The organism is Streptacidiphilus jeojiense (assembly GCF_000719095.1).
In the GTDB taxonomy this organism is placed as follows: Bacteria; Actinomycetota; Actinomycetes; order Streptomycetales; family Streptomycetaceae; genus Streptacidiphilus; species Streptacidiphilus jeojiensis.
In genome coordinates this window covers 49972-68446 of sequence record NZ_JOEH01000018.1, presented here as the reverse complement: position 1 = coordinate 68446, position 18475 = coordinate 49972, and the positions used below count along the sequence as shown (strand labels likewise).

General features: G+C 72.0%; 18 protein-coding genes. 9 read left to right on the top strand and 9 right to left on the bottom strand.

All coding sequences use genetic code 11. The features are described from left to right. Positions 1 to 9: 9 nt before the first annotated feature. Genes IF29_RS0123710 through IF29_RS0123675 form a run of 8 tightly spaced genes read right to left on the bottom strand, consistent with a single transcriptional unit; the run spans position 10 to position 9443 of the window. The gene (locus IF29_RS0123710; RefSeq protein WP_030258451.1) at positions 10 to 1017 is read right to left on the bottom strand and encodes a DUF2889 domain-containing protein; all 1008 of its coding nucleotides are present in this window, start codon (positions 1015 to 1017) and stop codon (positions 10 to 12) included. Continuing rightward, positions 1014 to 3485 carry a CaiB/BaiF CoA transferase family protein gene (locus IF29_RS0123705; RefSeq protein WP_030258449.1) on the bottom strand — a complete coding sequence of 824 codons (2472 nt, stop codon included), beginning with the start codon at positions 3483 to 3485 and terminating at the stop codon, positions 1014 to 1016. Before IF29_RS0123705 ends, IF29_RS0123710 begins: the two co-directional genes overlap by 4 nt. Next, positions 3482 to 4363: an SDR family oxidoreductase gene (locus IF29_RS0123700; RefSeq protein WP_051725831.1), complete on the bottom strand. Its 882-nt coding sequence runs from the start codon at positions 4361 to 4363 to the stop codon at positions 3482 to 3484. The genes IF29_RS0123705 and IF29_RS0123700 overlap by 4 nt, the downstream gene beginning before the upstream one ends. After that, entirely contained in the window at positions 4360 to 4788 is a 429-nt protein-coding gene (locus IF29_RS0123695; protein WP_030258444.1) for a MaoC/PaaZ C-terminal domain-containing protein, read from the bottom strand. The genes IF29_RS0123700 and IF29_RS0123695 overlap by 4 nt, the downstream gene beginning before the upstream one ends. Beyond that, the gene (locus IF29_RS0123690) at positions 4785 to 5228 is read right to left on the bottom strand and encodes an FAS1-like dehydratase domain-containing protein (RefSeq protein ID WP_198037540.1); all 444 of its coding nucleotides are present in this window, start codon (positions 5226 to 5228) and stop codon (positions 4785 to 4787) included. The genes IF29_RS0123695 and IF29_RS0123690 overlap by 4 nt, the downstream gene beginning before the upstream one ends. Before the next feature lie 39 nt (positions 5229 to 5267). Then, positions 5268 to 6500, bottom strand: coding sequence for a CaiB/BaiF CoA transferase family protein (locus tag IF29_RS0123685; protein WP_030258439.1), 1233 nt, complete (start codon positions 6498 to 6500; stop codon positions 5268 to 5270). Positions 6501 to 6550: 50 nt separating this feature from the next. Then, positions 6551 to 8227 carry a thiolase C-terminal domain-containing protein gene (locus IF29_RS0123680; protein ID WP_051725827.1) on the bottom strand — a complete coding sequence of 559 codons (1677 nt, stop codon included), beginning with the start codon at positions 8225 to 8227 and terminating at the stop codon, positions 6551 to 6553. Further along, on the bottom strand, positions 8220 to 9443 hold the full coding sequence (locus IF29_RS0123675; protein ID WP_030258434.1) for an amidohydrolase family protein: 1224 nt from the start codon (positions 9441 to 9443) through the stop codon (positions 8220 to 8222). Before IF29_RS0123675 ends, IF29_RS0123680 begins: the two co-directional genes overlap by 8 nt. Before the next feature lie 355 nt (positions 9444 to 9798). On the opposite strand from IF29_RS0123675, the gene IF29_RS0123670 reads away from it, so the two are divergent. Then, positions 9799 to 10239: a pyridoxamine 5'-phosphate oxidase family protein gene (locus tag IF29_RS0123670; protein ID WP_037596357.1), complete on the top strand. Its 441-nt coding sequence runs from the start codon at positions 9799 to 9801 to the stop codon at positions 10237 to 10239. A gap of 28 nt (positions 10240 to 10267) precedes the next feature. Here the strand turns inward: IF29_RS0123670 and IF29_RS0123665 are convergent, their stop codons facing one another. Next, positions 10268 to 11041 carry an SDR family NAD(P)-dependent oxidoreductase gene (locus tag IF29_RS0123665; protein WP_030258431.1) on the bottom strand — a complete coding sequence of 258 codons (774 nt, stop codon included), beginning with the start codon at positions 11039 to 11041 and terminating at the stop codon, positions 10268 to 10270. Between the two features lie 102 nt (positions 11042 to 11143). On the opposite strand from IF29_RS0123665, the gene IF29_RS0123660 reads away from it, so the two are divergent. The 8 genes from IF29_RS0123660 (at position 11144) to IF29_RS0123625 (ending at position 18445) form a co-directional block, all read left to right on the top strand. Further along, positions 11144 to 11977, top strand: coding sequence for an enoyl-CoA hydratase/isomerase family protein (locus IF29_RS0123660; RefSeq protein ID WP_030258429.1), 834 nt, complete (start codon positions 11144 to 11146; stop codon positions 11975 to 11977). Positions 11978 to 11991: 14 nt separating this feature from the next. After that, positions 11992 to 13155, top strand: coding sequence for a thiolase family protein (locus tag IF29_RS0123655; RefSeq protein ID WP_030258427.1), 1164 nt, complete (start codon positions 11992 to 11994; stop codon positions 13153 to 13155). Between the two features lie 71 nt (positions 13156 to 13226). After that, positions 13227 to 14210 (top strand): NADPH:quinone oxidoreductase family protein, encoded by a 984-nt coding sequence (locus IF29_RS0123650; protein ID WP_030258425.1) that lies wholly within the window; start codon positions 13227 to 13229, stop codon positions 14208 to 14210. Beyond that, a complete protein-coding gene (locus tag IF29_RS0123645; RefSeq protein ID WP_030258424.1) occupies positions 14207 to 14983 on the top strand; it encodes a crotonase/enoyl-CoA hydratase family protein in 777 nt (258 codons plus the stop codon). Before IF29_RS0123650 ends, IF29_RS0123645 begins: the two co-directional genes overlap by 4 nt. 53 nt (positions 14984 to 15036) lie before the next feature. Further along, complete coding sequence (locus IF29_RS0123640; protein ID WP_030258421.1) at positions 15037 to 15342, top strand: hypothetical protein; 306 nt, start codon at positions 15037 to 15039, stop codon at positions 15340 to 15342. 11 nt (positions 15343 to 15353) lie between these two features. Beyond that, on the top strand, positions 15354 to 16871 hold the full coding sequence (locus tag IF29_RS0123635; protein ID WP_030258419.1) for a class I adenylate-forming enzyme family protein: 1518 nt from the start codon (positions 15354 to 15356) through the stop codon (positions 16869 to 16871). A 13-nt stretch (positions 16872 to 16884) separates the two neighbouring features. Then, on the top strand, positions 16885 to 17676 hold the full coding sequence (locus IF29_RS0123630) for an enoyl-CoA hydratase/isomerase family protein (protein ID WP_030258417.1): 792 nt from the start codon (positions 16885 to 16887) through the stop codon (positions 17674 to 17676). A gap of 121 nt (positions 17677 to 17797) precedes the next feature. Continuing rightward, entirely contained in the window at positions 17798 to 18445 is a 648-nt protein-coding gene (locus IF29_RS0123625; protein WP_030258415.1) for a hypothetical protein, read from the top strand. The last annotated feature ends 30 nt before the right edge of the window (positions 18446 to 18475 follow it).

The following is an 18475-nucleotide window of genomic DNA, read 5'->3' as shown; positions in this document are numbered from 1 at the left end:
TCCTGGGGGTCAGGCTGCGGGATCGGCCAGCCGCCCGGCGAGTGCCGGAACGTCGGCGAGCGCGCGCAGCATGTCGTTCAGGTGGGTGCAGCCCAGCGGGCCGGCCAGGCGCTTCAGCACGGCCTGGCGCAGCCCGCCGAGCGGCAGCCCGACCAGCGCCCCGACGTTGAGGACGGCCAGCGGGCACTCGTCGTAGGGCAGCACCCGGGCGACGGGGGTGACCGCGCGCAGGGTCTGCGAGTCCAGATCGGCCTGCGCCGTCAGGCTGTACTCGTGGATCGACTGGCGGCCGCCCTCGGGGAGGGTCGAGGAGTCCTGGAAGAAGGCGTCCACGTGGACGGTGGAGCCGTCGATCCAGACGTCGATCCGGCGCGCGCGGCGCATGGCCACCCCGGTGTGGTCCGGGTACGCGTGCCAGGCGAGGTCGTCGTCCACGGCGGCCAGGTCCACTGCCAGTGCCCGATTCTGACGCCAGATCAGGGTGCCGTCCTGGCGCAGGGCGCTGGAGCCGCGCTGGTATCCGGTGCAGACGTCGGTCATCACCCGCCGGCTCACGTCGGCCTTGAGCTCGCGGTACAGCTCGGGGTCGTACCAGCGCTGGAACGCGGAGCCGGAGACCAGGGTGGCGCCGGGCACGTCGTCGAGCAGGAGGTGCAGCGGGGTACCGGCAGCGGCCTCGGCCGCCGCCGGCACGGACATCCGGGCCCGGAAGCCCGACATGGCCGACTCGCCCACCAGGTCCCGCAACGGCGGCAGCGGGGGCGTCGAGGTGATCGTCCGGACCACCCGCCGCGGATCGCTGACCATGCCGAGCCGGGCCTCGGCGACAGCTCCGGCCGAGCCATCGCTCAGGGTCAGCAGGTCGCGGGCACGGCCGTCCAGGACGGTGTCGCCGCCCAGGCCGTCCGGCCAGGTGAAGTCCATGGTGGAGGTGCGGCGGACGGATCCGGGCCGCCGCGGCGGTGCCGACAGAACGGATCCGGTCGGCCTCAGTTCTTCGGGTACGGGGATGCTCATCGCACCACGTCCCTGCTGCGAAGGTCCGCTATGGACTCGGCACTGCGGCCCAGTTCGCGCAGCAGCGCATCGGTGTGCTGGCCGAGGGTGCAGCCGGCGTCCGCCTTGACCGCCGAGCGCGAGAAGCGGCTGAGCGGGGCGAGGCGTCGGTGCTCGTCGAAGATGGGGCTCACCGCGTCGACGGCATAACCGGCCCGGTGGAACTCGTCGGACTGCATCCGCCATTCGGCGTTCTCCTGGCAGACGGCGACGCAGCCGACGTCGCGGGCGGTCAGGTCCGCCTCCCAGGCGTCCTTGGTCCGGGTGGCGAAGATGCGGCTGAGCACGTCGGTGAGTGCGTCGCCGTTGGCGTCGCGTGCGTCGGCGGTGGAGAAGCGCTCGTTGCCAAGGTCGCTGTGGCTGCTCAGGGCGGTGGCCAGTGCGGACCAGTCCCGTTCGGCGGAGGCCGCGAGGAAGACCCAGCCGTCCGAGGCGCGGTAGAGGCGGTGCAGCGGTCCGGTGCCCTGGAAACCGTCGTCCACCCTGGTCAGCGGGGGCCGGTCGGCATAGCTGGTGTTGCGGCCGATGAGTGCCTGGGTGCAGCTGCCGAGCATGGTGGTCACCATGCCGGTCAGGGCGATGCCCCGCCGTCTGGCGTACAGGCCGAGCAGCAGGGCGGAACCCACGCTCAGCGCGGCGATCCCGTCGGCCTGGACGGCAGGTACGGCGCCGCCGGCCCACCGTTCGCGTGCCCCGCGCAGCAACTCCTCCTGGTTGGCCGGGCTGGCTCCGGCCGTGGCCGCGTCGGTCAGCGCGATGCCAGAGGCGGCGCCGATGGAGGGCGCGTAGGCCGGCTTGTGACCGTAGGGTCCGTCGATGCCGTAGCCGGGGGAGTTGAGGTAGACCAGGTCGGGGTTGACGGCCTTGAGTGAGGCCTCGTCGATGCCGAGGCGCTCGGTGACACCGGCGCGGTAGCACTGCAGCACCAGGTCGCTGCGGCGGGCCAGGTCGAGGACGACGGCCAGGCCCTCGGGCGTGCGCAGGTCGAGCGCGATGCTCTCCTTGCCCTGGAGCACCTTGGCGCCGCCGGCCTCGGGGAAGGCCATCACCGAGCGGATGGTGTCGCCCTCCAGGGGCTCGACCTTGATGACGCGTGCGCCGAGATCCGTCAGCAGGGTCGCGCCGTAGGGTGCGGCGAACATCCCGCCCAGCTCCAGGATCGTGACCCCGGCCAGCGGGAGGCCGCCGGTTCCCGCAGCGGTGCCCTGTGTTGACGGTGTCTCAAGCTCGGGGGCAGCCAGGGCGGCCAGCCGGCGCAGCTCCTCGCTGTGCTCGCCCGGTCTCGGTGCGCGGCGGATCTCGGTGAGCGGGCGCCCGGCCGCGTGCACCAGCGTCGAGGGCTGGCGCACGGGGCCCAGGTCGGGGTCGTCCACGGTGACCGCCCGGCCCTCGTGCAGGATCTGCGGGTGGTCGAGGGCCTGGTCGGGTGTGCGGAACTGCTCGCCGAAGACGTTGGAGTTGCGTGCGAAGGTCGCCTCCCACTCCGGCAGGGTCCGGGCGCCGACCTCGGCCAGCATCCTGGTCCACCACTCGAAGCGCAGCTCGGGGGTGGGCAGGTCGGGGAAGTCCGTCCACTTCGGATCCTTCAGCTCGTCCGCCAGGCCCAGCTCCTCCAGCCAGGCCTGCATCAGCCGCGGCGCGGTGTGGGCGAACTGCAGCCAGGTGCCGTCCTTGGTCGCGGCGACCAGCAGGGCGTACATCAGCCGTGTCTGCGGCCGTCCCTGCGCGTCGAAGGCCGCGATCTGCGGGGTGAAGGCGTCGGGGTAGCGGTGCAGGATCATCTCGTAGAACCAGTTGTACGGGTCCAGCGCGCCCACACTCGACACCAGGTCGGATTCGACCACCTGGCCGAGGCCGCTGCTCTCGCGCTCGAACAGCGCGGCGAGGATGCCCTGGACCGCCGTCTGCGCGGCGGCGTAGCAGGCGTACGGCGTGGAGACGTACGCCGGATCGGGGCCCGGTGACAGCTGCCGCTTCGAGTGCATCACGCCGGTCTTGGCCATCACCAGGCTCTCGTAGCCCTTGTAGTCGGCCCACGGGCCGTGCGACCCCCAGCCGGTGATTTTGGCAGCCACCAGGCGGGGAAAGGCCTCGGCCAGGCGCTGCGCGGTGAAGCCGTGCCGCTCGGCCGCCGCCGGGCGCATCGTGGTGACCAGCACGTCGGCCTGGAGCAGCAGGCCGTCCAGGACGGGGCGGTCCTCGGAGCCCAGGCCGATGTCCAGGGTGATGCTGCGCTTGCCGCGCAGCAGCCCGGGCCAGCCGGGGTCGGCGCGCAGTGGGCTGCCGCCCGGCGGCTCGACCAGGACGACGTCCGCGCCCGCGTCGGCCAGGAACTGCGTGGCCTGTGCGCCCGGCAGGGTGGTCGAGAGGTCGACGACGAGCAGCCCGGCGAGGGGCGCACTGGTGGCAGGCCGGGTCCCGGCGGTCACTCTGACGCTCCGTAAGCTCCGTGGACGCGGGATGTCGGGTCGGGGCGGGTCGCCGCGACCAGACCCCCGTCGACCAGCAGGTCGATGCCGGTGATGTAGGAGGCGCGGTCGGAGGCCAGGAACTCGATCGCGTCGGCCGTCTCCACCATGGTCCCCTCGCGGGCGATGGGCAGTCGCCGCATCAGCGCCAGCTTCACCTCGCGGTTGGGTCCGTCGAGTTCCCGGGCGCCCATCGGGGTGGCGATGGGTCCGGGGGAGACCGAGACGATCCGTGCGCCCTTGGCGCCCCAGGCCGACACCTGGCGGCGGCACATCCGGTTGAGGGCGAACTTGGAGAGCCGGTAGGCCTGCAGCGGCGTCTGCTCCTCCGGGGTGAAGAGCCGGTCGAGACGGCTGAAGAAGTCCGGCGCCAGCGGATCGTCCAGCACCTCGGTGACCTCCTGGGCCGGAGGGTCGGCGAGGTGGCCGGCGGAGGAGGAGACGAACACCGCCGCGCTGCCCGGGGCTGCCAGGCCCAGACAGGCGCTCTCCATCAATGCGGTGCCGATCAGGTTGACGCTGAAGATGCCGTGCCAGTCGTCCATCGACGGGGAGAGCCCGGCGACATGGGCCAGGGTGCGCAGCGGGCCGCGTTCGGCCACGAACTCCGCGAGCCCTGCGACCGAGGCCGGATCCGTCACGTCGCACTCGACGGCGACGGCGTCCACGCCGTCCTCGCGCAGTGCGGCCTCCCGCTCCTCGTTCGCCTTCGCGGACCGGCTGGCCAGCACGATCCGGTGGGACTGGCCCAGGCGGCGGGCGGTCGACATGCCCATCCCGCCGCCGCCGATGACCAGCGCGGTCGGCTGCCCCGGCCGTGCGTTGGGGTTCGTCGTCATGGCTGCTGTGCTCCCTGTGGTTGCAGTGCGAACTCCGCCGTTCCGTCCACGACCACCGATCCGTCGCCGTCCTTGCGGAGCCGGATCGCCAGTTCCACCCGCTGCTCGCGGTCGACCTCGAAGACCCGGACGACCTTCGCCGACGCCGTCAGCGTGTCGCCGCGGTGGACCACCTCGCGGAACCTGGTGCGGTAGCGGCGCACACCGGTCTCGCCCAGGTGCTCGGTGCAGTAGGCGGCGAGCCAGCCGGCGCTGAGCATCCCGGCGCTGAACGCGGCGGGGTAGCCGGCCGCGCGGGCGAAGTCGTCGTCGTGGTGGATCGGGTTCATGTCGCCGCTGGCGCCCTGGTAGCGGACGATGTCGGTCGCGGTGACCGGGCCGAAGCTGCGTTCCGGCAGGGTGGCGCCGGGTACCGGGTCGATCATGGGTGCTCCCGCTGGAGGTAGGCCGAGGTGTACCGGCACTCGGCGCGCAGTTCGCCCTGCTCGTCCTGGAGGGTCGGCTGGTCGTGGAAGGAGACGGTGAACCGGACCACGACCATGGACCGCCCGCTCCTGGTCTGCTTGACGCGCACGTCGCGCAGCTGCTCCGAGGCGTGCAGCCGGTCGCCGGCCCGGGGCAGTGCACCGTGGTAGACGTACTCCTGCTCCAGCGAGAGCAGGGAGTGCCTACCTGCCTCCATCCCGGCTTCCGCGCAGGCCTTCAGCACCTGCGGGGAGCGCAGGCTCTCGCCGATGGGCGTCCAGAACACCACCGTCGCCAGGAAGGTCGGCGGGATCGGGGCGTGCGGGTCGTCCAGGTACTCCGGCCGCGCCGCCCCCGTCGCCTGCGCGTACTCGCGTACCTTGCCCCATTCGATGGGCATCACTGCCATCATCTGCTCCTTGATGAACAGTCAGGCGGTTCAGGTGACCGCACCGGCGATCTTCAGCTCGATCAGCTGTTCGTCCGTCAGGCCGAGGCCGCGCAGGATTTCGTCGGTGTGCTCGGCGAACTGGGGTCCCCGGCGCAGCCGGGCCGGTGTCTCGTCGAACTGGACCGGGTTGGCCACCAGCTCGCGGTCGACGCCGTCGCTGTCCTGGACGGTGGCGATCATGCCGTTCTCACGCAGTGACGTGTCGTTGGCGACCCCCCAGGCGTCCTGGACGATCGCCCACTGGCCCTCGATACCGTCGAACAGGGAGACCCACTCGTCGAAGGTCCGGCCGCTGATGATCTCCGCGATGATTTCGGCCGCCTGCGGGGCGTCGGCCATGAGCTTCTCGACGGTGTCGAAGCGCGGGTCGGTGATCAGGTCCGGGCGGTCCACCACGGTGCAGAACTCGCCCCAGTAGCGGCCCGGTTGCAGCATGGAGAACAGCAGCCAGCGTCCGTCCGAGGTGCGGTAGCTGCCGACCAGCGGGTTCCTGGCCGAGCCGTGCCGGGGCACCGGGGGACGCGGCGGGGGGCCGCCGGCCATCAGGGCCAGGTTCACGGTGAACTGCGTGGCCCAGGCGCCGACGCCGAGCAGGGAGACGTCGACCACGGAGGTCTCGCCGGTGGTCGCGCGGGCGTAGAGGGCGGCGGCGATGCCGCCGGCGATGGTCATCGCGCCGAGGTTGTCGCCGTAGCCGCCGGCCGGCATCGGCGCCAGCCGGGCGGCCTCCTGCGGGGTGGCTCCGGCGCCGCTGCCGGACCTGGCCCAGAAGGCGGTCATGTCGTAGCCGCCCTTGGTCGCCTCCGCCCCGCGGGCCCCGAAGCCGGAACCGCGGACGTAGATGATGTCCGGGTTGACCCTGCGGACGTCCTCCAGGTCGATGTGCAGCTTGGCGCGGGCGTCCGGGAGGAAGTTGGTCAGGAAGACGTCGCTCTGCTCGATCAGCCGGTCCAGGATCGCGCGGGCCTCGGGCTTCTCCAGCGCCAGGCCGATGCTGCGCTTGCCCCGGTTGGGACCCTCGAAGATCGGCGAGAAGCTGCTGCCGTCGACGATCGCGTCCACGCCCAGGACGTTGACCAGGCCGCGCTGTCCGTCCCCGCGTTCGGCGTGCTCCACCTTGACCACCTCCGCCCCCCAGTCGGCGAGGACCGCGGCGGCCGCGGGGACGAAGGTGAACTGAGCCACTTCGAGGACCCGTATGCCCTGCATGGGTTGGTGCATGGTCGTTGCTCTCCTCGTTTGATCGTGCCGTCGCCGGGTGGCGTGGCGGCTCAGGCGCGGCGCAGCAGCAGGGCGCTGCCCGGGGCTCCGCCGCCGGTGGTGACCACTGCGACGTCGGGGGAGGCGACCTGGCGGCCGTCGGCCTCGCCGCGCAGTTGCAGCATCGCCTCCCGCAGGAAGCCGAAGCCGTGCAGGCGGCCCGCCGAGAGCTGGCCGCCGTGGGGGTTGAGCGGGAGCCGTCCGTCCAGGGCGATGCCGCGGCCCTGGTCGATGAAGTCCTGGGCGCCGCCCGGTTCGCAGAAGCCCAGGGCCTCCAGCCAGGACACGGCGTTGAAGGTGAAGCCGTCGTAGAGCAGGGCGACGTCGACGTCGTCGGGGCGCAGCGAGGTACGGCTCCACAGGTGGCGGGCGGGGCCGAGCACCAGCGGTTCGTGGGTGAGGGTGCCCTGGTCCCAGCTGGGGCGCTCCAGGATCTGGGTGCCGACCGCCTCGACCAGGACCGGGGGCTTGGGGCGGTCGGCCGCGGTCTCGATCGCGGAGACCACCACCGCCACCGCCCCGTCCACCGGCAGGTCGCAGTCGTAGAGGCCGAAGGGCGTGGACACCATCCGGGCCGCGTAGTAGTCGTCCAGGGTCAGCGGTGTGCGCAGCACGGCCTCGGGGTTGCGACCGGCGCCCTGGCGCTGGGTGACCGAGATCCAGCCCAGGGCCGAGCGCTCGCCGCCGTAGCGGTGGAAGTAGTGGGAGGCCTGCATGGCGATCCAGTTGGCGGCGGACATGGCGCCGAAGGGCGCCCGGTCCTCCAGCATTCCGGTGGCGCGGCCGCCCGGGGCGTCCCAGCGTCCGTCGCGCACCATCGCCGCGTGCGAGGACTCCCACACGGTCCGGTAGCAGAGCACATGGCGGCACAGCCCGGAGGCCACCGCCAGCATGCCGGCGATGACCGCACCGGCCTGGCCCGGCGTGTCCCCGGCGCCGTTGAACCAGGTCGGGCGCAGTTGCAGGGCCTCGACCAGCGGCGGGATGCCACCCTCCGACATGCCGGGGGGACCGGACCTGCCCGGGTAGGTGGAGAGCCCGTCGATCTGGTCCAGCGTCAGCCCGGCGTCCTCGACGGCCTGCAGGCAGGCGTCGACGGTCAGGGACAGCGGGTCGACCATGAGCCTGCGCCCCACCCGCGACTGGCCCACGCCGGTCAGCGCGACCCGGTCCTCGAACTTGGCGGGCGAGGCCATCGGGCGCAGGTGGACCGAGAGGTCCTCCGGCTCGGGCAGCGGAGGCGTGGTCCCCTGCCGTTCCGGGTCGGGCTCGAACAGCGCCAGGGCGATGTCGTCGACCGTCTCGAACACGACCCGGACCGGCAGGCCCACGTGCACCTCGTCCGGGTCGCAGTTGACCAGGTTGGTGGTGAGGCGGACCCCGTCGTCCTCCTCCAGGGCGACGATCGCGACGACGTACGGCGGCGGGAACGCGGGCAGCCACTGCTGGTGGTTGACGGTGAATCCAACCACCACGGCCCGCCCCGACACCGGCGAGAGCTTGAGGGCGGCGCCGCGGCAGACCCGGCAGCGCGGCAGCGGCGGATGCGTGTAGCCGCCGCAGTCCGCGCAGCGCAGGACGTGCAGGGTCCCGTCGCTGCCCGCGGCCCAGAACTCCGCGCTGGCCAGGGTCGGTTGGGGCAGTGGACGGGTGTACTGCGGCCCGGGCCGACCGGTCGGCTCAGACACGCGGGAAGGTGAAGACGTCACGGGCGTTCAGCTCGACGATCCGGTGCGCCTCGTCGTCCGGCACCTGGAGCAGCGACTCGGCGATGATCTTGCGGCTGTTCGGCCACATCGAGTCGGAGTGCGGGTAGTCGACCTCGACGCAGATCCGGTCGACGCCGATCTCGTGACGGTTCTTCAGACCGAACTCGTCGCTGATGTAGCAGCCCCAGAAGTGCTTCCTGATCAGGTCGCTGGGGCGGGTGTCGAAGTCGATCGCCTGGTAGTGGCGGTGCTGCTGCCAGACGTTGTCCACCCGCTCGCTGATGTAGGGGAGCCAGCCGATGCCGCCCTCGGCGAGCATGAACTTCAGCCCGGGGTGCTTCTGCAGCTGCCCGGACAGGGCCAGGTCGACCGTGGTCCACATCAGGTTGGTGGCGTAGACGGCGAAGGAGGCGGCGGTGGGTGCCTCGTCCTTGGGGCCCTTGGCCGCGGGGTCGTAGCGCGCGGACACCGACTGGTACTCCTTGCCGGAGGCGTTCGGCGCGAGGGCGGCGGCCGAGGCGGAGAAGCCGGGGACGAAGCTGCCGGAGCCGAAGTGCAGGCTGACCGGGATACCGGTCTCCTCGAAGGCGTCCCACAGCGGACCCCAGTGGTCGCTGTGGAAGGACGGCAGGCCCAGCGGGACGGGGCTGTCGGGGAAGGAGACGGTACGGGAGCCCTTGGCCGCCACCCGACGCAGCTCCGCCGCGGCCAGGTCCACGTCCCACAGCGGGAGTATCGACAGCGGTACGTAGCGGTCGGGCGCCGTCGCGCACCACTCGTCGATGTTGAAGTCGTTCCAGGCCTTGATGCAGGCGAGCCCGAGGTCCTTGTCGGCGGCGCGCAGGAAGACCCGGCCGCCGAAGCCGGGGAAGGAGGGGAAGCAGCAGGCCGCCTGGACGCCGTCCAGGTCCATGTCCTTCACCCGGGCGGCGGGGTCGTAGCAGCCGGGGATCATGTCCTCGAAGCGCAGCGGCTCCAGCCCGAACTGCTCGGGGGACTTGCCGGCGACGGCGTTGAGCCCGATGTAGGGGAAGACCTTGTCCTCCATGTGCCAGACGTGGCAGCCCTGTTCGTCCTCGACGATCCTCGGGCCCTCCTGGAGGAACTTCTTGGGCAGGCGGTCGCTGAACACCCGCGGGTGCTCGATGAGGTGGTCGTCGACCGAGATGATCTGCATGTGGTCCTGAAGCGGCATCGCGCATCCTTGTCTCTCAGCTAGCTATATTATGTAACCTATTCAACTGTCTCGTAAAGGCTGGACCCCCAGGAGGACCACAGTGCTGGACGCCGGAGCCCGGGATGACGAGGACCACGACCTGTTGACCTTCAACGAGTCGGGCGCACGACTGCGGACCGAGATCGAGCAGGCGGAGGCGGACCTGCTGGCCGCCTCGCCGGGCGAGGAGGCCGTGCAGATCCAGGCCCGGCTGCGCGAACTGCGCAGGGCGCTTGAGCGCAACACCGGGTTCGCCTCGGCCAACCCCGGCGAGGCGGGATTCCTCAACTACCGCCCCGCACCGGCCCGGCAGCGGCGGGGCCGGGCCATCGCGATGACCCCGGCGGAGGTGGACGAGTTCCTGGGCGGCGAGCGCACCTGCCGGGTGGCGACCTGCGGCGCCGACGGCAGGCCCCATGTAGCCCCGCTGTGGTTCGTCTGGGACGGAACCTCGCTGTGGCTGAACTCCCTGGTGCGCAGCCAGCGTTGGACCGACCTCGCCCGGGACCCCCGGGTCGCCGTGGTGGTCGACGCGGGGGTCGGCTTCGCCGAGCTGCGCGGGGTGGAGCTGACCGGCAGCGTCGAACCGGTCGGCGAGATCCCGCGACAGGCCGAGCCGCACCGTGAACTCGCCGCCGAACTGGCCGAGCCAGAACTGCTGTTCGCCCGCAAGTACACCGGCGGCGACACCTTCCACGCCGACGGACGGCACGGATGGCTGCGGCTGACCCCGGAGAAGCTGACCAGCTGGGACTTCCGCAAGATGACACGCTGACCCACACCGACAGTGGTGCCGGCGCGCTTCACAGCGACAGCGCGAAGCCGCCGGTCACCCGGACGGTCTCACCAGTCACGAACGACGCCCGCGACGAGAGCAGATGCAGGACCGCATCGACGACGTCCTCCTCCCGCCCCTCGCGCTGCAGGATCTGCTGGCCCAGCACCCGCTGCGCCTCGGCGGCAGGCAGCTCCTTCCGGATGGTGTCGGTGAAGATCAGCCCGGGCGCGACCGCGTTGACCCGGATGCCGTCGGAGGCGAACTCGCGAGCCAGGGACGCGGTCAGGCCGCGCACGGCGAGCTTGGAGACCCCGTAGGCGGTCCGGTTGGCGTAGGCGGCGGAGGAGGAGATGTTGACGATCGCGCCGCCGGGCCGTCCGCGCATCGCCGCCTTCGCCGCAAGGGAGCAGATGAGCACACCCATCACATTGACGTCGAACAGCCGGCGGATCCCGGCGACGCCGATCTCCTCGGACGGCTTGTTGAACGCGGCCGAGTGCAGGCCGGCGTTGTTGACGAGCAGGTCCAGGCCGCCGTGCGAGGCGGTGATCTGCTGGACCATCAGGTTCACCTGCTCCTCGTCGGCCACATCGCAGGCGAGTCCCTCGACGCTCGCGCCGTCGGCACGCAGTTCGGCCGCGGTCGCCGCTGCGGCGTCTGCGTCGATGTCGGCCAGGACCACCCGGGCGCCGCGCACGGCCAGCGCCGCACCGAAGGCCCGGCCGAAGCCGCGGGCGCCTCCGGTCACCAAGGCGACCTTGCCCTGGTGCTCCAATTCTTCGGACTTCCCGGTGCTCATCAACCGTCTCTCCTGTCCGGATCTTCCGGTCTCGCCATGGGGCAGGCTAGTGTCTATAGTGCAATCATTCAACTGAACGACCTTACAGCCGAAGGGGGCCGCATGACTCAGGCCGTAGCAGAGGAACTGCCGCGCCCGCCCGACGGGGACTGGCTCGGCTCCCCGCACCTGCGCCTGGACCGCCACGGCCCGTTCGCCCACCTGGTCGTGGACCGCCCCGAGGCGCGCAACGCCCTCTCCCCGGCGATGTACTTCGGGGTGCGCTACGCGGTCCGCTGTGTCGACGCCGACCCCGGCATCGCCGGACTGCTGATCACCGGCACCGGCGACGTCTTCATCCCCGGCGGCGACCTGGGCAAGAACGCCGGCGACAACTGGCTGCAACTGGGCGGCGTCCCCGGCGCGATCGACGTGGTGCCCTTCGACGTGTTGCGACAGAGCGTCAAACCGGTGGTCTGCGCGGTGAACGGGATCTGCCAGGGCGGCGGTCTGATGATCGCGCTGTGCTCCGATGTCGCGGTGGTCAGCGAGCGGGCCACCTTCCGAGTGCCGGAACTGCTGCGCGGCATCTCGGACACCTACTTCGCGCAGGTGCTGGCGCGCCTGGTCGGCCCGGTGCGGACCCGCGACCTGATGATGACCGGCCGGACCCTGACCGCCCAGGAAGCCCTCGACTGGGGACTGGTCAGCCGGGTCGTCCCGCACGCCGACCTCATGGACGCGGCCACCGAGGTGCTCGCCGAATGCTGCCGCACCGCACCGCTGGCCCGACGCGACGTCAAGCGCGTCCTCGACCAGTACGTCGGACTGCACGACCGGATCGCCATGTTCGACAGCCTGCAGCGCCCCGAGTCCAGGGAGGGCTTCAGCGCCTTCATCGAGAGGCGCTCCCCGGAGTGGGTCCCCGACGACCTGCGCCGCGGCGGCCGGGCATGAGCAAGGAGACAGGCATGAACGAGGCAGTCATCCTCAGCGCCGTACGTACGCCGATCGCCACGTCCTTCAAGGGCACCCTGCGCGACACCCCCGCGGAGGAACTCGCCACCGTGGTGGTGCGGGCCGCGCTGGAGCGCTCGGGGCTGTCCGCCCAGGACATCGACGACGTCATCCTGGCCGAGGAGTTGGCCGGAGGCGGCGACATCGCACGCTACGCGGCGGTCGCCGCCGGCCTGGCTCACGTCCCCGGGCAGGCCGTGAACCGGCACTGCGCCGCGAGCCTGGCCGCGGTCGGCAACGCGGCGGCGTCGGTCAGGGCCGGGATGGACCGCGCCGTCATCGCCGGCGGCACCCACTCCGCGTCCATGAACCCCGCCCTGTCCTGGCGCATCCCCGGCAGCGACGAGCGGCGCACCGGATTCGCCCCGACCTTTCCGTACTACCAGGACGCCAACGACGACGTGGCCGTGGCCGTCGGCTGGAACACCGCCCAGGAGGCAGGCATCACCCGCGCCGAGATGGACGCCTGGGCCAAGCGGTCGCACGACCGAGCCGTGGCTGCCATCGACGCCGGGCTGTTCGCCGACGAGACCGTTCCGGTCGACGTGGTGCTCGACGGCAAGCCGGTACGGTTCTCGACCGACGAGCACCCCCGCCGCGGGTCGACCCTGGACAAGCTGGCCGGCCTGAAGCCGCTGCGGCCCGGGATCGACGGGTTCAGCATCACCGCGGGCAACGCCAGCGGCGTCAACGACGCCGCCTCCGCCCTGGTCGTGGCCGGCTCGGACCTCGCTGCCGAACGCGGACTGCGGCCGCTGGCCCGGGTCAGGGCCTGGGCGGCCGTCGGCGTCGCCCCGCACCGGACCGGGATGGCCGCCGGCGAGGTGATCCCCAAGGTGCTGGACCGGGCCGGCTACGGCGTCGCCGACGTCGACCTGTGGGAGATCAACGAGGCCTTCGCCTCGGTCCCGATCGCTGCCTGCCGAAAGCTGGGGATCGACGAGGAGCGGGTCAACATCCACGGCAGCGGCTGCAGCCTGGGACACCCGGTCGCCGCGTCCGGGGCGCGGATGCTCACCACCCTCGTCCACGAACTGCGCCGCCGCGGCGGGGGAGTGGCGGTCGCGGCCATGTGCGCGGCGGGCGGGCAGGGCGGCGCGGTGGTGATCGAGGTGTGACACCCCGTCCGGGGCCCCGGCCCGTCAGGAGATCTGCAGTTCCCACCCTGGAGTCCCACCTTGGAGGATCCATGAGAGCCGCTCGCTGTGAGGTGTACGGCGGCCCCGCCGACATCGTCGTGCGGGACATCGAGGCACCGCGGGCCGGACCGGGCACGGTCCTGGTCGACGTCGCGGCCGCCGCCGTGAACTTTCCCGACCTGCTCTTCATCGCCGACCAGTACCAGGTCTCGGCGCCGCTCCCGTTCACCCCCGGAAGCGAGTTCGCCGGCCGGGTCGCCGCGCTGGGCGAAGGGGTCGACGGCTTCGCGGTCGGCGACCTGGTCCACGGCTCCGTGCCCACCGGGGCGATGGCCGAGCAGGTGGTGGCGCCTGTCGGATCGGTCTCCAAGATCCCCGAGGGACTGTCGATGGCCGAGGCGGCGTCCTTCCGGGTGGCCTATCTGACGGCCTATCACGGGCTGGTGACCGCCGGCGGGGTGCAGCCGGGACAGTGGGTGGTGGTGCTCGGGGCAGCCGGCGGCGTCGGCACGGCCTGCGTGGACCTCGCGGTACGGCTGGGGGCCCGGGTGATCGCGGCGGCCTCCTCCCCGGAACGCCTGGAGGTCTGCCGCAAGCTGGGCGCCGAGGCCGGCATCGACTACGCCGGCGAGGACCTCAAGAAGCGCATCAAGGAGATCACCGGTGAGGGCGCCGACCTGGTCCTGGACCCGGTCGGCGACCGCTGGACCGAGCCCGCGCTGCGCGCGATCCGCTGGGGCGGACGCCTGGTGACGATCGGTTTCGCCGGGGGTATCCCGAGCATCCCGCTCAACCTGGTGCTGTTGAAGAACGTCACCGTCCGCGGCCTGGAGCTGCGGACCTGGACCCAGCGGCTGCCCGAGGAGACCGCGCGGGCCCGCGAGCACCTGGCCGAGCTGGTCGCCCAGGGCATGCGGCCGCTGGTGTCCGAGGTGCACCCGCTGGAGAAGGTCGGCGACGCGCTCCAGCGGGTCGCCGACCGGGTGAACACCGGCAAGATCGTGATCCGGATCTCCGAGGAGGGCGAACGATGACGGACCCGGACCTGACCCCGGTACTGGTCGAACGGCGCGAGGGCATCCAGATCATCACCATCAACCGCCCCGGCTCCCGGAACGCCGTCGACGGCGCCACGGCCCGCGCCATCGCCGCGGCCGTCGACGAACTGGACGCGGACGAGGAGCTGCGGGTCGGCGTGCTGACCGGAGCGGGCGGGACCTTCTGCGCCGGTATGGACCTGAAGGCCTGGCTGAACGACGACAAGCCCTTCATCCCGGGCCGCGGCTTCGCCGGGGTGACCATGGCCCCGCCGCGCAAGCCGCTGATCGCCGCAGTCGAGGGATGGGCGCTGGCGGGGGGCTTCGAACTGATGCTGGCCTGCGACCTCGCCGTGGCCGGCGAGTCCAGCCGGTTCGGCGTCCCCGAGGTCAAGCGCGGACTGGTGGCCGGCGGCGGAGCGGCGATGCTGCTGCCGCGGCGCATCCCGCACGCGGTGGCGCTGGAAATGCTGCTGACGGGTGATCTGGTCACCGCCGACCGGGCGGCCGCCCTGGGCCTGGTCAACCGGGTCACCCCGGACGGCGAGGCACTCAAGGGCGCGCTGGAACTCGCCGCCGCGATCGCGGCGAACGGCCCGCTGGCGGTGGCCGTGACCAAGCAGATCGCCCAGCAGCAGGCCGACTGGAGCGTCGGCGAGGGATGGTCCAAGCAGGAACAGCTGTACCGGCCGGTCTTCGACTCCGAGGACGCCCGCGAAGGGGCCGCGGCCTTCGCGCAGAAGCGGCGGCCGGTGTGGCGCGGGCGCTGAGCAGACAGGCCGACCGACCCACCCGTCCAGAGTTCACTTGAGGAGCGAACACCATGATTCTTCGGCCCGGTCTGATGCTGGTCAGCGCCACCGACACGACCGCAGTGGTCGTGATCCGGGCGCCCGACGGCGACACGGCGCTGAGCTGCGGCGGCGTCGAGATGGTGGCCTCGGGTGCGGCGGTGACCGCCGTGCCGGCCGATCCGGCCCTGCAGGGCGGAACGGTGCTGGGCAAGCGGTACGCCGACGAGGGCGGCAGGATCCAGGTCCTCTGCACCAAGCAGGGCAAGGGCACGCTGGCCCTGGACGGGATCCCGCTGCAGACCCAGCAGGCCAAGCCGCTGCCGGCCTCGGACTGAGGGGGCGTCCGATGCGCTTGTCGACACTGCTGGACATGGCCGCCGACGGGTTCGGCGACCGGGTCCTGATCGGGGGCAGGAAGGCCGGCATCACCGGCGCCGAGCTGGCCCGGCGGTCACACGCCGGAGCCCATGCGCTGCGCGAGCGCGGGGCCGGCTCGCTGGTCTACCTGGGGGTGAACGGCCCGGCCTTCCCGGTCGCGCTGTTCGCCGCGGCCAGGGCGGGGATCCCCCTCGTCCCGCTGAACTTCCGGCTGGGGGAGCAGCAGCTCGCAGCACTGCTGACGAAGCATCCGAACGCCCTGGGTGTGGCCGACCCCGGCGCCCGCATCCACCTGGAGCGCGCCGGGATCCCGTCGATCACCCCGCAGGAGTGGCTGGAGACGGCTGCGTCCGGCTGCGGCCGGGTCGAGGAGCCGGGCGACGACGGGGACGGGGACGGGGTCGCCGCGGTGATCTACACCAGCGGTACCACCTCCGAACCCAAGGGCGTGCTGCTGCGCCACAGCAACCTGGTCTCCTACGTCCTGGGCACAGTGGAGTTCGCCGCAGCCGGCGAGGAGGAGGCCGCACTCGTCAGCGTCCCGCCGTACCACATCGCCGCCGTGGCCAATGTGATCACCAATCTGTTCGCCGGCCGGCGCACCGTGGTGATCGAGGGCTTCACCCCCACCGAGTGGTTGCGCACCGTGCGCGATGAGGCGGTCACCAACGCCATGGTGGTCCCCACCATGCTGGCCCGCCTCGTCGAGTCGGACCAGGACGTCTCGCTGCCCTCGCTGCGGTCGCTGTCCTACGGCGGGGCGCCGATGCCCGGACCGGTGATCGAGAAGGCGCTGGCGACCTGGCCCGAGGTCGGCTTCGTGAACGCCTACGGGCTGACCGAGACCAGCTCCACCATCGCCCTGTTGGGTCCGGAGGACCACCGCCGCGCCCAGGCGGCGACCGACCCCGACGGGCGGGCCCGGCTGCGCTCCGCCGGCAGGGCGCTGCCCGGCGTGGAGATCGAGATCCGGGACCCGGAGGGAAACCTGCTCGGCCCGCTGCAGCCGGGTCGCGTCTTCGTGCGCGGCGGCCAGATCTCCGCCGAGTACGCCGGCGTCGGACGGGCCCTGGACGCGCAGGGGTTCTTCGACACCAGGGACGAGGGGTACCTGGACGCGGAGGGCTATCTCTTCCTCGGCGGCCGCACGGACGACACCATCATCCGGGGGGCGGAGAACGTGGCGCCCGCCGAGATCGAGGAGGTCCTGCTGCGCCATCCGCAGGTGCAGGACGCGGCGGTGTTCGGCGTCACCGACCGGGAGTGGGGCCAGCGGATCGAGGCGGCCGTGGTGTCGCGTCCCGGGTCCCCGGTGGACGCGGGGGAGCTGCGGGACTTCACTAGGCTGACGCTGCGTTCGAGCAGGACGCCGGACCGCTTCTGGTTCGTCGAGGAACTGCCGCGCACCGAGACCGGCAAGCTGATCCGCCGCAGGGTGGCCGATGCGGTGGCGCGGGCGAACGGGGCCGACGGTGTCCCGGTCTGAGGAGGTCCGACTGATGGCGCGGGACGACGAGCGCGACTACACGACGGTGCTGTTCGAGGTCCAGGACCACATCGCGACGGTCACCCTGGACCGCGCGGACCGGCTGAACGCCTTCAACCAGGCCATGGTGGAGGAGTTCCGCGAGATCTGGGCGCGGGTGCGCACCGACGACGCGATCCACGTGGTGGTGCTGCGGGCGGCCGGTGACCGGGCCTTCAGCAGCGGAGTGGACGTCACCGACGGCATCGTCAAGGCCGAGAACGTGTGGAGCCAGGAGGACCCGGGCCGCGGGCTGGGCCCCAAGCAGAACAAGGTGTGGAAGCCGGTGGTCACCGCCGTGCACGGCATGGTGGCCGGCGGGGCCTTCTACTGGATCAACGAGTCGGACATCGTGATCAGCTCCGACGACGCCACCTTCTTCGACCCGCATGTCTCCTACGGGATGACCTCGGCCCTGGAGCCGATCGGCCTGGCCCGCCGGATCCCGCTGGGGGAGGCGCTGCGCTGGGCGCTGATCGGGCTGGACGAGCGGATGTCGGCGGCCAGGGCGCGCGAGATCGGCCTGGTCTCCGAGCTGGTGCCGCAGGGCGAACTCTGGGCGCGCGCCGACGCCCTGGCCCGGATCATCGCCGCCAAGCCGCCGGCCGCCGTGCAGGGAACGGTGAAGGCGATCTGGGAGACGCTGGACCTGGACCGGGAGACCGCGCAGGCGGTCGGCTGGAACTACACCACGATCGGGAACCCGATCGGCATGCCCGCGGTGTCCCGCGAGGGATTCGTCAAGCCGGAGTGGAAGCTTCGCTGAAGATCAATCATGCTGTCGCGAGCCTTGCCCGGGGCAGGCAGCTCCATTAGTTTGAGGTCTCGATTGTTTGGACCGGTCGGTACACAGTCGAGACCCACGGCGTTGTGGAGCTGGAGCGTTCATGCACGGATGGACCGATTCAGGTGCGGCCGATGTCCTGGTGATCGGCGCGAGCGAGGTCGCCCTGTCCCAGGTGGTCCGGATGCGTTCCCGCGGCTTCCGCGCCTCGCTGCTCGACGAGGAGGTGCTCTCGGCGGTCTTCGACGAGCCGACCGGGAACTGGGACGTCGTCGCCGCCTGCGGCACCCGGTTCCGGGCCCGCTTCGTGGTGGCCGCCTGCGAGCCGGTCAGCCTGGGCGTGCACGGACGCCGGGGGCGGACGCTGGCCGACCACTGGTCCGACGGTCCGCGCAGCTACCTGGGGGTGATGGCGGCCGGATTCCCCAACTTCTTCTTCCCCGGCGGACACCGGCCCGGTCCGGCCTGCGACGCCGAGCAGCAGGTCGAGCTGGTCGCCGACGCCCTGGAGCAGGCCCGCGCCCGGGACCGCGAGGTGGTGGACGTGGACCCGGCGGCCGAGAGCACCTGGTCCGCGCTGGTCCGCTACGACGACTCGCTGGCGCTGCTGGCCGGCGGCGGCTGTCCTGACGTCGAGTCGGTTCCCGGCCCGATCGTCGGGCGGGCCGCGGATCTGATCCGGATGGTCGCCGCGACCGTGACCGACCCCTTCGCCGCCTTCACCTTCTCCAAGGCCGGCTGCGCCGCCTGAGGCACCCTCGCTCTCCCAACAGGCCCATGA

What these genes read in the sequence shown, in the direction of transcription:
- IF29_RS0123660 (WP_030258429.1), top strand. Translation starts at nt 11,144, where the DNA reads ATGACTCAGGCCGTAGCAGAGGAACTGCCGCGCCCGCCCGACGGGGAC.
- IF29_RS0123695 (WP_030258444.1), bottom strand. Translation starts at nt 4,788, where the DNA reads ATGATCGACCCGGTACCCGGCGCCACCCTGCCGGAACGCAGCTTCGGC.
- IF29_RS0123640 (WP_030258421.1), top strand. Translation starts at nt 15,037, where the DNA reads ATGATTCTTCGGCCCGGTCTGATGCTGGTCAGCGCCACCGACACGACC.
- IF29_RS0123710 (WP_030258451.1), bottom strand. Translation starts at nt 1,017, where the DNA reads ATGAGCATCCCCGTACCCGAAGAACTGAGGCCGACCGGATCCGTTCTG.
- IF29_RS0123685 (WP_030258439.1), bottom strand. Translation starts at nt 6,500, where the DNA reads ATGCACCAACCCATGCAGGGCATACGGGTCCTCGAAGTGGCTCAGTTC.
- IF29_RS0123655 (WP_030258427.1), top strand. Translation starts at nt 11,992, where the DNA reads ATGAACGAGGCAGTCATCCTCAGCGCCGTACGTACGCCGATCGCCACG.
- IF29_RS0123630 (WP_030258417.1), top strand. Translation starts at nt 16,885, where the DNA reads ATGGCGCGGGACGACGAGCGCGACTACACGACGGTGCTGTTCGAGGTC.
- IF29_RS0123635 (WP_030258419.1), top strand. Translation starts at nt 15,354, where the DNA reads ATGCGCTTGTCGACACTGCTGGACATGGCCGCCGACGGGTTCGGCGAC.
- IF29_RS0123650 (WP_030258425.1), top strand. Translation starts at nt 13,227, where the DNA reads ATGAGAGCCGCTCGCTGTGAGGTGTACGGCGGCCCCGCCGACATCGTC.
- IF29_RS0123690 (WP_198037540.1), bottom strand. Translation starts at nt 5,228, where the DNA reads ATGCCCATCGAATGGGGCAAGGTACGCGAGTACGCGCAGGCGACGGGG.
- IF29_RS0123675 (WP_030258434.1), bottom strand. Translation starts at nt 9,443, where the DNA reads ATGCCGCTTCAGGACCACATGCAGATCATCTCGGTCGACGACCACCTC.
- IF29_RS0123700 (WP_051725831.1), bottom strand. Translation starts at nt 4,363, where the DNA reads ATGACGACGAACCCCAACGCACGGCCGGGGCAGCCGACCGCGCTGGTC.
- IF29_RS0123665 (WP_030258431.1), bottom strand. Translation starts at nt 11,041, where the DNA reads ATGAGCACCGGGAAGTCCGAAGAATTGGAGCACCAGGGCAAGGTCGCC.
- IF29_RS0123645 (WP_030258424.1), top strand. Translation starts at nt 14,207, where the DNA reads ATGACGGACCCGGACCTGACCCCGGTACTGGTCGAACGGCGCGAGGGC.
- IF29_RS0123625 (WP_030258415.1), top strand. Translation starts at nt 17,798, where the DNA reads ATGCACGGATGGACCGATTCAGGTGCGGCCGATGTCCTGGTGATCGGC.
- IF29_RS0123670 (WP_037596357.1), top strand. Translation starts at nt 9,799, where the DNA reads ATGACCCCGGCGGAGGTGGACGAGTTCCTGGGCGGCGAGCGCACCTGC.